General features: G+C 60.9%; 7 protein-coding genes and 1 pseudogene. 6 read left to right on the top strand and 2 right to left on the bottom strand.

Annotated features, from left to right (window positions below):
- Nucleotides 1-2,154 (top strand): efflux RND transporter permease subunit (locus ACESMB_RS11835; protein ID WP_372971619.1); only part of this gene is annotated, 2,154 nt, incomplete at its 5' end.
- A gap of 10 nt (nucleotides 2,155-2,164) precedes the next feature.
- Here the strand turns inward: ACESMB_RS11835 and ACESMB_RS11830 are convergent.
- A complete protein-coding gene (locus tag ACESMB_RS11830) occupies nucleotides 2,165-3,223 on the bottom strand; it encodes a GGDEF domain-containing protein (RefSeq protein ID WP_372971618.1) in 1,059 nt (352 codons plus the stop codon).
- 266 nt (nucleotides 3,224-3,489) lie between these two features.
- Here ACESMB_RS11830 and ACESMB_RS11825 point away from each other — a divergent pair, with 266 nt between their 5' ends.
- From ACESMB_RS11825 to ACESMB_RS11805, 5 genes are read left to right on the top strand one after another with little or no spacing between them, the layout of a single operon-like run.
- Nucleotides 3,490-4,731: an efflux RND transporter periplasmic adaptor subunit gene (locus ACESMB_RS11825; protein ID WP_372971617.1), complete on the top strand. Its 1,242-nt coding sequence runs from the start codon at nucleotides 3,490-3,492 to the stop codon at nucleotides 4,729-4,731.
- Nucleotides 4,728-7,874, top strand: a complete 3,147-nt coding sequence (locus ACESMB_RS11820) for an efflux RND transporter permease subunit (protein ID WP_372926507.1) — start codon at nucleotides 4,728-4,730, stop codon at nucleotides 7,872-7,874. Before ACESMB_RS11825 ends, ACESMB_RS11820 begins: the two co-directional genes overlap by 4 nt.
- Nucleotides 7,874-8,557, top strand: a complete 684-nt coding sequence (locus ACESMB_RS11815) for an ABC transporter ATP-binding protein (RefSeq protein WP_372971616.1) — start codon at nucleotides 7,874-7,876, stop codon at nucleotides 8,555-8,557. Before ACESMB_RS11820 ends, ACESMB_RS11815 begins: the two co-directional genes overlap by 1 nt.
- 3 nt (nucleotides 8,558-8,560) lie before the next feature.
- Nucleotides 8,561-10,816: an FtsX-like permease family protein gene (locus ACESMB_RS11810; protein ID WP_372971615.1), complete on the top strand. Its 2,256-nt coding sequence runs from the start codon at nucleotides 8,561-8,563 to the stop codon at nucleotides 10,814-10,816.
- On the top strand, nucleotides 10,813-11,913 hold the full coding sequence (locus ACESMB_RS11805; protein ID WP_372971614.1) for a lipocalin-like domain-containing protein: 1,101 nt from the start codon (nucleotides 10,813-10,815) through the stop codon (nucleotides 11,911-11,913). The genes ACESMB_RS11810 and ACESMB_RS11805 overlap by 4 nt, the downstream gene beginning before the upstream one ends.
- Nucleotides 11,914-11,928: 15 nt before the next feature.
- On the opposite strand, the pseudogene ACESMB_RS11800 reads toward ACESMB_RS11805, so the two are convergent.
- A pseudogene (locus ACESMB_RS11800) lies at nucleotides 11,929-12,117 on the bottom strand (peptidase); the annotation flags it as partial.

The following is a 12,117-nucleotide window of genomic DNA, read 5'->3' as shown; positions in this document are numbered from 1 at the left end:
CGCAAACTGATCACCGACCTGATTTCCGCCACCCTCTGTGTGGTATTGCTGGTGCTGGCGGCCATGGGCTGGCGCCAGGCTCTGATTGTCGGCCTGGCGGTTCTGATCACCCTGTTGCTGACCCTGGTGTTTTCCTGGGCCTGGGGGTTCACCCTCAACCGGGTGTCGCTGTTCGCGCTGATTTTCTCCATCGGCATCCTGGTGGACGACGGCATCGTGATCACCGAGAACATCAACCGCCGGATCCAGAACTCCCGGCGAGCGGTAAAGGACATCATTCCCGTTGCGGTGGACGAGGTCGGTACACCCACCATCATGGCGAGCCTGACCATCATGGCGGCGCTGATTCCCATGGCGTTCGTCAGTGGCCTCATGGGGCCCTACATGAGCCCGATTCCCATCAATGCCTCGGCGGGTATGGTGCTGTCCCAGATCGTGGCCTTTGTGGTGGCGCCATGGCTTGCGTTCCGGTTGCTGAAACACAAGAAAGGGGAACTGGCTGCCGAAGCCGATGAAGCTTCTAACTCAGCCGACGGCGTCAGCCCGCTCTCCCTGACAATTTTCCGGACCGTGCTGGGCCCCTTCCTCGGCGATCATCCGTGGCGCCGTCGTCTGCTGGCACTGTGTGTGGTTGGTCTGACACTCGCGGCTAGCTCCTTACCGGTGTTCCAGGCCGTCATTCTGAAAATGCTGCCGTTCGACAACAAGTCCGAGTTGCAGGTGGTGGTGGATATGCCCGAGCGTACGCCGATGGAACAGACCCAGAGGGTGCTGACGGAAATGGGCAGCTACCTGGAGGCGGTCGACGAGGTGGCTAACTGGCAGACTTACTCCGGTACCGCATCCCCCATGAACTTTAATGGTCTGGTGCGTCAGTATTACCTGCGGAGCGATCCTTATCAGGGCGATATCCAGATCAATCTGAGCCACGAGGATAACCGGGATCGCCAGTCCCACGACATCGCCCAGTCCCTGCGGGCACCGCTGACAGAGATTGGCGAACAATACGGGGCCAGCGTGAAAATCGTGGAAGTGCCACCGGGACCACCGGTGCTGTCTCCGGTGGTGGCCGAGATTTATGCGGTGGATGAATCACGCCGGGCCGAGCTGGCCCGAAGCGTGGCAGAGGGGATGTCACAGATAGATGGCCTGGTGGATATCGACACCACCCTTGAAGCACCCACCAGGCAATGGGAAGTGGTGGTGGACCGCGACCGGGCGGCGCGGCTGGGGGTTTCCCAGGCACAGGTGGTTGATGCTTTGCAGGCTGCCCTGGGGGGCGCCGGCGTCAGCTTCCTGCATGACGATCATGCCAAGTACCCGGTGCCCATCCGGGTGATCCTGGGCGAAGGTGACAAGGCCCAACCATCGGTGCTGCTGTCACTCAACGTGCGCAGCCGCGACGGCAACCTGGTCCCGTTGGCAAGCATTGCTGATGTGCAGGAAGCGGACTGGATGGGGGCGATCTATCACAAGGATCTGCTGCCGGTCACCTATGTGACGGCGGACATGGCGGGTGAGATCGATTCACCCCTGTATGGCATGTTTGCCATGGTGGATCGGCTGAAGCGGCAGGAAGGCGCACCGGAGCAATACTTTATTGATCAGCCACCCTTGCCGGAGAAAGGCACCCTCAAATGGGACGGCGAGTGGCAGATTACCTACGAAACCTTCCGGGACATGGGGGCCGCCTATAGCGTGGGTGTGTTCATGATCTTCGTGCTGCTGGTGGCACAGTTCCGCTCCTATATTCTGCCATTGGTGATCATGGCGCCGATTCCGCTGACCCTGATCGGCATCATGCCCGGCCATGCCCTGCTGGGGCGCGAATTCACCGCCACCAGCATGATCGGCATGATTGCCCTGGCGGGCATCATCGTGCGCAATTCCATCCTGCTGGTGGTGTTTATCCGGCAATTGCTGGAGGAGGGCGTGGAGCTGGGCGAAGCCGTGGTTCTGGCCGGGGCCGTGAGGATCAAACCCATTGCCCTGACGGCTATTTCGGCGATGGTGGGTGCTTACTTTATTCTCAACGACCCGATTTTTAACGGCCTGGCGATATCGCTGGTTTTCGGGCTGGCCATGTCGACCCTGCTGACAGTGATCGTGGTGCCATTGCTTTACTACACCCTGGCGCGTTGCCGGTGGATGTGATCGGGCGCCATCAGGTCCGTGCCGTGGCGGCCAATGAAGAGATTGAGGGGACGATCTGATTACGACCCGAGTCCTTGGCCTGGTAGAGGCGGAGATCCGCCTCGCGGACCAGTTCTCGCAGAGTGTCGCCATCGATACCAAGTTCGGCAACGCCGCCACTGAGTGTCAGGCGAACAACGCTGTTGTTGATGTTCAAGGGTGCGGATGCGACTGCCATACGGATTTTGTCAGCTACCTCCAGTGCCTGCTGGCTGTTGGTATTGCTGAGGAGAATGCCGAATTCCTCGCCCCCCAGGCGGGCGGCCAGATCGGTTGCGCGCAGGCATTCCCGGAAAATGCGGGCCACGTGTTGCAGTGCCACGTCTCCGGTCTCGTGGCCATGGTCGTCGTTGACGTCCTTGAAGTGGTCCAGATCCAGCACAAGGACAGACATCGGCGAATCGTATCGTCGTGCCCGGTTTCTCTCCCGCTCAAAAATATCGCTGAGCCGGGCGCGGTTGGCGAGACCGGTAAGCGGGTCGGTCTGGGCAATTCTTATCAGCTGACGCTCGGATGTTTCACGGGTGACTTCGTAAACGTGCGAAAACACCAGAATGCACAGGGAAATCACGGCGATGTTGGTGATTGGCAGGGCCTGCATCATCTCTGGCTGGTCCAGATGCCTGAACAGAAAGATCACCGCAGCGATTCCCATATAGAAAACAGACACTGCCAGTCCCAGTCGCCGCCCCATCAGCAGGTGGGAGATAATAGGGATGAGCAGTACCCAGGCATGCACGGCGGATGTGGCCCGCGGTGTGGCCATTGCAAACATCATGGCGGTGAAAAACGGGATCAGATAGGCGATGATCCAGCGTTCCAGGTGCGGGGTGTAACGGATCGCCCGGTAGACGATGAAGGAATAGGCCCCCATTACCATTTCAACAAACGCCAGCGGGTAGCTGCCTTTCAGCAGGTTCATCGAGGAGAACAGGATCGCGCCGATAATAGTAAGCACCAGCAGTGCTTTCAGTACCGCCTTGCGGTAAGGGCGTGCCAGTTCTTTCCGGGAGTCTTTGTAGCTGTCCATGAGTGAGGTCTTTAGCGGCCGGGAACGGGCTGTTTCCAACCGTGGAATGTGTACACAAGGTAAGCATGAGCTGAGAGTGTGAATTAGATCAGATTTTCGACAAAAAGTGGTATCGCCTTAGACTAAAGTCTTATTCTGCATGGCGTTGACCTGACATGCGCTATATTGACGCACCGTGCCTGATCCGGATCCAAAACCGGGTTCGGGCTGTATAGTAAGAAACCTGGATTTTTCCAGGTTTACACACCGTAATTGGCCAGAGAACCATGTTAAAACGAATTCTTCCCCTACTGATACTCGCCGTTGGTGTTGCCGGCTTCATTCTGCTCAAGGTGACTCGCCCAGAGCCGGAAACAGTCAGCGCCAAAGAGCGCAGCTGGCTGGTTGAGGTAATTACCGTAGAGCCTGCTACCCATACCCCGGTATTGCCTTTGTATGGCGAGCTGGTGGCGCCGGAACAGACGGTTGTTGCAGCGCCTCTGGCCGGGCGGATTGAAAGCCGGCCGGTGAGGGAGGGGCAGCGGGTGAAAGCGGGGGACCCTCTGGTTGCGCTGGACAATGCAGATGTTGCACCACTGCTTGCCCAGGCAGAGGCAGACGTAAAAGACATTGAGGCACAGCTGGCCTCGGAGCAGGTGCGTCATGCCAACGATCGCGAGGCTCTCGAAGGCGAGCAAGCCATCCTGGACAATGCGAGGCGTCAGTTCGAGAGAACGCAGTCCCTGGTCAGTCGGGACCTGACATCCCAGGAGGCGCTGGATGCCGCTTCTGATGCGCTGGCACGCGCCCGCCTGACGGTCACCGCCCGGGAGCGCGCAGTGGCAGAACATCCGTCACGGGTACGAAGCCTGGAGGCCAGGCTGGCAAGGGCCGAGGCAGCACTGGCTTCTGTGCGCCGGGATGCCGGGAGAGCGACCGTCACAGCGCCCTTCGACGGTATCGTAACGGATATCCAGGTGGCCGAGGGCGATCGTGTTTCACAGAATGCCCGGCTGCTGTCTGTCTACCCGGACCAGGGTCTGGAACTGAGGGCCAGGATTCCGGATGTATTCCGGCAGGAGCTGCTGGACGCTTTGAGCTCCGGTTCAGAGCTGCAGGCCGAAACCGGAGACGGGCGCCACCGTTTTACCCTGTCCCGCTTCGCCGGCACCAGTGATCCTTCAGGTACGGAAGCGATCCTGATACTTGACGGTGACGCCGCTGGCCTGCGACCGGGCGGATTGCTTCCCGTTACCCTGGAGAGGCCGCCAAGGCAGGATGCCATTGCCATTCCCTACAGTGCTCTCTACGGCAGTGACAGCGTGTATCGTATGACCGACGATTCCCGTATGCAGCGTGTCAGGGTGAAGCGCCTGGGTGAGGCCGGAGCTTTGAACGGCGATCGCCATGTACTGGTATCGACTGAAGGGCTGGAAGTAGGCGACTCGCTGATTGCCACGCATCTGCCCAATGCCATGACCGGCCTGAAAGTGGAACTTGCAGATACCGGGGCGGAGGCGGACGAATGAGGCGCCGCCGCGGTGTAATCGGTTTCTTTGTCCACCACCGGGTAGCCGCCAACCTGGTGATGCTGATGATGCTGCTTGGCGGCACGCTGGCGTTGACCCGGATGAATATCCAGTTCTTTCCCAATTTTGCACTGGATATTGTCAGCGTGCGGGTGGTTTGGAGCGGGGCCTCAGCCGAAGACGTGGAGCAGGGCATTACCAATCCCCTGGAACAGCGTTTGCGGAGTGTCCAGGGGCTGAAGAAGATGACGTCCACCTCCGCCCAGGGCGTTTCTTCAATCACCCTGGAATTTAACGAGAACACCAACCCTATCCAGGCCCTGGATGACGTGCGCCAGCAGGTTGATGAGTTCACTAACCTGCCTGCGGAAGCGGAGGAGCCTCAGGTAACCCGGTTCGAACGATACGAACCCGTAGGGCGTTTGCTGGTTTACGGCGACATGGACCGGTCGGAGTTGCGACAACTGGCCTACCGATACGAAGACGAGCTGCTGGCACGGGGCATCGACCGGGTTTCCATTCGCGGCCTGCCTGAGCAGCAGATCAGTATCGACGTGCCAGTGGAACGCCTGGAGGCCCTGGGCCTGTCCCTCGACCAGATTGCTGACCGCGTGGGATCCATATCCCGGGACCTGCCTGCCGGCATGATGGGGCAGCAGGACTCCACCCGCGAACTGCGTTCGGTAGAGCAGCGCCGCAGCCCACAGGCATTTGAAACCATACCCGTGCTCAGTGACGAACGCACCCAGTTGAACCTTGGCGACATTGCCATCATCCGCCAGGAAGCGCGGGAAAGTCAGGTCAACCTGAGCCGCGATGGTTACCCCGCGGTGGAGCTTCAGCTCCAGCGTGCCGAGGACGGCAATTCCCTGGAAGCCGCCGGTGTGCTGGAGAACTGGCTGGCGGATACCCGGCCGGTACTGCCACCTTCCGTGGAACTGGAGGTCTACGACGAAACCTGGCAATTGCTGGACGACCGTATTTCCCTGCTGATCAAGAACGGCATGGGCGGCCTGGTGCTGGTAATCATCCTGCTCTATCTTTTCCTGCCGGGCCGGGTGGCCCTGTGGGTGGCCATCGGCATTCCCACCGCCTTTCTGGCAGCGCTGGCGGTACTCTGGGGTATCGGTGGTTCCATCAACATGATTTCCCTGTTTGCATTGATCATGGCGCTGGGGGTCATTGTTGACGATGCCATTGTGGTGGGGGAGGACGCCGATGCCCATGCCCGCATGGGGGAGGAGTCCATCTATGCCTCGGAGGGCGCTGCCAAGCGCATGGTGTGGCCGGTTCTGGCGTCGTCACTGACCACGGTGGCGGCGTTCATGCCGCTGCTGGTGGTCGGCGGTGTCATTGGCAATATCCTCGGCGACATACCCCTGGTGATGATTTGCGTACTGATCGCCTCGTTACTGGAGTGCTTTATCGTGTTGCCGGCTCACCTGCGCCATGCCTTTACGCCGGGCAAGCGCAAACCCTCAGATCCCGGCCCCGTAGAGCGTCTGCGCAAACGGTTTGAAAAAGGCTTTGACCGCTTCCGGGAGGGCCCTTTCCGCAGGGCGTCCCGTTACACCCTGCAACATCGCGGCATGACTCTGGCTACAGCCCTGGCGGTCGCGCTGCTGACGGTCGGGCTGCTGGTGGGTGGCCGGCTGGGGTTCAACTTCTTCCCCACGCCGGAACCGTCGGTGCTTTATGCCAATGCCAGCTTCGTGGCCGGTACCAACCGGGAAACCGTGGATGACTTCGTCGCCGAGATGCAGCAGACCCTGAACGAAACCGAAGAAGCCCTGGGTGGTGACCTGATCCTGCATGCCGTTGCCAACCACGGCACAACCCAGGGCGCGGAGGGCACAACACGGACCGGGGATGAATTGGGCTCCATCCTGGTGGAACTGGTGCCCTCGGATCGACGCCAGGTTCGCAACCCGGAATTCATCACCGCCTGGCGTGATCGCCTGGATCTTCCCGCCGGGCTGGATAACCTGACCATTTCGGAGCGCCAGTCGGGCCCGCCCGGCAAGGATTTGAACGTGCGGCTGACCGGGGAGAGGGCCACGGACCTGAAACAGGCCGCCGAGTCTCTCAACGAATCCTTGCGAACGTTGCCTGGTGTACTGGATACAGAGGATGACATGCCCTGGGGGCGGGAACAGCTGATTTACCAGGTTAGCCCGCACGGAGAGGCGTTGGGCCTGACGACCGAGAGCCTGGGTGGGCAGTTACGGGCGGCGTTTGACGGCCGCATTGCCCAGATTTACCAGGACGGTCGGGATGAAGTGGAAGTGCGGGTGCAACTGCCCCGTGAGCAGCGTGAGAGCATGGCCACCCTGTCGCAGCTGACGGTGCGGATACCGGACGGTCGTTTTGTGCCCCTGACCCAGGTGATGAACCTGGATCACCGCCAGGGCTTCCAGGCATTAAGGCATGCGGAAGGGGAGTTGGCGGTTGAGGTGACAGCCTCTCTAAACACCCGTGTCAGCACGGCGGACCAGATCATCGCCAGTCTGGAAGAGGAAGTGCTGCCGTCACTGGCCAGCCGTTACAACCTGCGATACAGCTTTGAGGGACGGGCAGCGGACCAGCGGGAAACCATGGACGACATGAGAACCGGCCTGATCATAGGCCTGGGCCTGATGTATGTAGTGCTGGCCTGGGTATTTGCGTCCTGGAGCATGCCGGTCATCGTCATGGCCATTATTCCCTTTGCTCTGGTGGGCGGGTTGATCGGCCACTGGTTAATGGGATTGCAGCTCACCATACTTTCCCTGTTCGGGCTGTTTGGTCTGTCCGGCATCGTGGTGAATAACGCCATTATTCTGGTGGCCTTCTACAATCAGCAACGCAAGAAAGGCCTGGGTATTACCGACGCCCTGAACGAGGCGGCGGTGCAGCGGGTACGTGCGGTACTGCTGACGTCCCTGACCACCATCGGAGGCCTGTTACCCCTGCTGTTCGAAACCTCGTTGCAGGCCCAGTTCCTGATTCCCATGGCGACGTCCATTGCCTTTGGCCTGGGGTTGTCCACATTGCTGGTGCTGGCAGTGATTCCGGTGTTGCTGTCCTATCTTGAACAGTTCCGGGAATGGCGCGCCTACCGCCGGGGTGAAGAGCCGGAACCCACCATCCAGCGGAGTGTGTGATGCCGGATCATGTGTTGGTTGCAGAAGGATTGAGCAAGCGGTTCAGCAGCGGCGGGCAGCCGGTGACCGTGCTCACGGACCTGTCATTCCGCCTGGCGGCAGGCGAGTCCCTGGCGCTGGTAGGCCGTTCGGGCTCAGGCAAGAGCACACTGCTGAACCTGTTGTGTGGCCTTCAGAATCCGGATGAGGGGACTGTGTCGGTGGCGGGGGAGTTATTCGGTAAGTCTGGCAAACCCGGCTCGGACGAACGCTGGGCGGAACTGCGTAGACGCTCTATCGGCGTGGTTTTTCAGCAGGCGAACCTGATGCCGGCCCTGTCGCTGGTGGATAATGTTCGGCTGCGGGGGCATCTGGCGGGCCACGGCGCGGGCGGCGAGCGCGAGTGGCTGGAGCGCCTTGGTGTGGGGCCGGAGGCTCATCGTTATCCGGATCAGGTTTCCGGTGGGCAGGCCCAGCGCGCTGCGCTTGCGATGGTGTTTGCCATGGCTCCGTCAGTGATACTGGCGGATGAGCCCACCGGCAGCCTGGATCGCCATACCGCCGATGAAGTCGCCGACTGCCTGTTCGCCATACAACGTGACACCGGCTGTGCGCTGGTCCTTGCCACCCACGACAGGGAACTGGCATCCCGCTGTGACCATCTGCTCGATCTTAGTGCTCCTCACCTGAACCGCACGCCCTGATCCATGATGCTGATCCGCGCTTTTTTCAGCCACTACCACCGCCATCCTTTCCAACTGGCGGCCCTGGCGATGATGATTGTGCTGGCCACCATGCTCTGGACTGGCGTTGCGGTGCTGACAGATCAGGCCCGCAGCAGTCTGTTCCAGAGCGAGGAAGCGGTCGAGGCCCGGGTCCACGTGGTGCGATCCGATGGCCAGCCGGTCAATGTGGACGATTTCGCTGACCTGCGAATGGCCGGTGTGTGTGTCGCGCCCTGGCTGGAAATACAGCGCCCACCTCCCGAGGGAAGGGTCATCGGTATCGATCCGCTGGCCATGGGATGCTTCGGCGAATCGGCCCCCGGTGGTAATTCGGGGGAGCTGGACGGGGCGCCGTTTCTTGATATCAGTAACGCTGCAGCCCTTGCCCATGACGGGTACGACAGCCGGCTTTACCTGCTTGCCAACAACGAACACGTGACCTTGCCGGAGGGCTACACTGTGCGGGAGTTTTCACTGGGCCCGCCCACGGGCGAGTTGGCGGACAGCTTCCTGCTCAACCTGGATGCCCTCAGCCTGCTGGTGCTGCTGATCACCGGCCTGCTGGTACGCAGTGTCCACCGCCTGGGTGTTGCCCAGCGTCAGGACAGCTTTGACCTGCTGTTCCGCTTCGGGGTGCCCGGCCGGCGGGTACGTCAGTTACTGGCGCTGGAACTGGTGGTGCTGACCGGTATTTGCGTGCTGCCGGGGCTATGGCTGGGGGCGCAACTTGCCGCAGTGCTGGGTGGCGGTTTTGGTCAGGCCCTCGACAGCCTGTTTGACGTCACCCTGTATGCTGGTTCCACAGAAGCATTGCCCTGGCGAGCCGCCGGCATCATGGTCTTGCTGGTGCTGGCGGTCTGCCTGGTGGACTGGCTGGTTCCCCGGCTTTGGCAGAGTTCCGTCGGTTCTGGCCGTGGGCGCCTGATCGCAGCTCTCATTCTGGTCATGGGGTTGGTAAGCGTCGCCCTGGCGCGGGAACTGGCAACGGTTTTTGCAGGCACAGCGCTGGTATTCGCCGGTATCGGCTGGCTGACGCCTGGCCTGCTGGCTTTATTGGCGGAAAAACTGGCGGCTGGCAAAGAGCAGGATGGAATAAGCCCGCTCACACGCTGGCGTCGACGTGAACTGGCGGTGATGTTCCGCCACCTGGCACTTCCCGTGGTGGCATTGCAGTTTGCCATGGCAACCGTGCTGGCGGTGCAGGCACTGGTGACAACCTTTGAAAACACCTTCGACGAATGGCTGGCGCAGCGCCTGGAGGCTGAGTTCTATGTGGAGGTGCCGTCCGGGGTGGATGCCGGTCTGGCGGGAGGGCTGCTGGAAAATCTCGAAGGTCTCGGGGCCTGGCACCGGGTGAGCCGTGGCGAAGCACGGATCGGGCCGGAAGGTGCCGGCAGTGAGGACGGCAGGGTATCCGCGGATCTTTTTGCCCTGACACCCATCGGCGAACTGGTCTTTGACTGGACACTGTTGGCCAGCCTTGACCGGCCCTGGCAGAAGGTTGAGCAGGGTGGGGTTATGGTGAACGAGCAACTGGCGCGGCGCCAGCAGCTCGAGCCCGGTGATGTGGTGGAGATCCGGGTGGCGGAAACCGTGCTCAGGGCCAGTGTGGTGGCTGTCTATGCCGATTACGGACGCCCTGCCGGAGAAATCCTGATGTCAGGTGCTGTACTGCCGGAAAACTTCAGCGCAGGGTTCGAAAGTCTGTCGGTGAATCCAGGCAATCTGGCCATGGCTGATATCCGTGAACAGCTTGCAGAGGTCTGGAATGTAACTGACGTCACCGTCAGGGATAACGCCAGCATCCGCGCCCTGGCCTCCCGGGTGTTTGGTCAGACTTTCCTGCTGACCCGCGCCATCAGCCTGTTGACCCTGGTGCTTGCCGCGGTCGCGTTGCTGATCATGAGCTGGGTGTTCTTCACTACCCGGGTCTGGTACTTCCGTTTGTTGGGGATCTGGGGTCTGCCCACAAGAGTCATTCGTAATCAGCTTCGTCGCCTGTCGGTAACCCTGACGTTGTCCGTTACCGTTGCGGCCCTGCCGCTGGGTATCTGGCTGACCTGGGTGCTGGTCAGCCGCATCAATCCCCTGGCCTTTGGCTGGTCACTTCCCATGGCCCTGTACCCCGGCTTCTGGCTGGAACTGGCCGTGGTAGCAGTGTCGACGGGCCTGCTGGTGGCGCACCTGATGCGCCGGCAGTTGGGCCACCGGGAAAGTGCCAGAAAGGTGGAAACATGAGAGCAAGTGCCGGTTTTACTGCTTTGTTTGTGGTTATTGTGGCCGCGGGTTGCTCGGATTCCTCATCTGACGCCGGCTTTGCCGGGCTGGCTCAACAGGTAGGTGGAGGGGATACGTCCGGTTTCCTGCAGCCCCGGCCCGGCGACACCCTGGTCTTCCCCGAGGACTGGGGGCCTCATCCGCAGCACCGTATTGAGTGGTGGTATCTGACCGCCAATCTGGAAACCTCTGATGGCGATCCTCTGGGGGTGCAATGGACCCAGTTCCGCCAGGCCCTGCAGCCGCGCACCACAGAAAATGAGGGGCCCGCCGCTGACTCCTGGCCCCTGGAGGTGGCCTGGATGGCCCACGGTGCGGTGTCGTTTGAAGGCGAGCACTGGTTTGCAGAGAAGCTGGCCCGGGGTGACATGGGCCATGCCGGAGCTACTGTGGATCCTTTCAATGTGTGGCTGGACGAATGGCGGCTGGAGTCAGTACCAGGCTCTGGGAAATGGCGTTTACAGGTGGAAGGGGATGGCTGGGCCTACGACCTGCGGCTCAGCAATACCGGGGACGTGGTTGCCCACGGTCTTGACGGCTTCAGCGCCAAGTCCGCCAGTGGTGAAGGCTCCATGTATTTCAGCCTGGTGGATCTGCAGATGACGGGCACGGTAACGCTAGGGGATGAAACCCTGGAAGTGTCTGGCCAGGGCTGGTTTGATCGTGAGTGGAGCAGCCAGTTTCTCAAGGCGGGCCAGCAGGGCTGGGACTGGTTTGCCCTGCATCTGGATAGTGGCGAGAAGCTGATGGCGTTTCGCTTGCGCGAGGACGAGGGTGCCTTCATGTCCGGCAGCTGGATCAATGCAGAAGGCGAGATTGAGGCACTTGGTGCAGAGGACCTGACCCTGACACCGGCGAGCTGGACTGAATCGCCCCGGGGAAGGGTGCCGACGCAATGGCGCCTCAGGATCCCGGGTCAGCAACTGGATCTGACCATAGCGGCGCCCCCCGGCGACTACTGGAACACCGGGCTTTATCCTTACTGGGAGAGCCCGGTGTCTGTCAGCGGAACCCACGAAGGCGTGGGTTACATGGAGTTGACTGGTTACAGCAATTAGGAGGCGCCGCCGGCTCTAGCGGATTACCGGTGGTTCCAGCCCACTGACGAGTTCCTGTATGCCCCGATGCCACTGCTGGCGGAGTTGGTGAAAGTAATCATCTTCTTCCTTCACCCGGCCGATAAAGCAGGGTTTCAGCTCGTTGTTGCGATAGATGGCCACGTCCAGTGGCATGCCCACGGACAGGTTGCTCTTCATGGTGGA

It is taken from the genome of Marinobacter sp. (genome assembly GCF_041686475.1).
In the GTDB taxonomy this organism is placed as follows: Bacteria; Pseudomonadota; Gammaproteobacteria; order Pseudomonadales; family Oleiphilaceae; genus Marinobacter.
Note: the sequence above shows the minus strand (reverse complement) of the source record. Positions and strands in the feature narration are given on the sequence as shown.